The 385-nt window shown below is 66.0% G+C and carries 1 pseudogene; it reads right to left on the minus strand.

Going from position 1 to position 385, the window contains the following annotated elements:
• A pseudogene (locus ACXR2W_RS14165) lies at positions 1-385 on the minus strand (hypothetical protein); the annotation flags it as partial.

The raw sequence follows: 385 nt of genomic DNA on the forward strand, positions 1-385 counted from the left end.
CCGCCGTCTTCTGCGGCGACCGTGTGGTCGATGTCGCACCGGTAAATCGGCAGAGTACACCCCGGGAACCGGCAAGATGTGTCTCGCGCCGCCAAATTCCGTTTCAGGTGGGCGGGCACCCGGTAACTATCGACCGTGAGAATGTCACCGACGGTGGTGTTGCCGCTGTTCACGGTGCCGCAGCTGCCGCAGATCGTCGTGTCGGTCGCACCGGTGCTGGTCTCGCCGGTGGACTGGCCGCTGGCCTGGCAGGTAGTGCCGGGCAAGCCTGTGTCGGCCCCTGCTCCGGTGCCCGTGTCAGTGTCGAGGCTGGTCCCTGTTCCGGTGCCGTCGGTGACGGTGATGATGTCCCAGCTGGGAGTGTCGTGCAGGATTCTTACCGCGG

The organism is Leucobacter faecis (genome assembly GCF_054456695.2).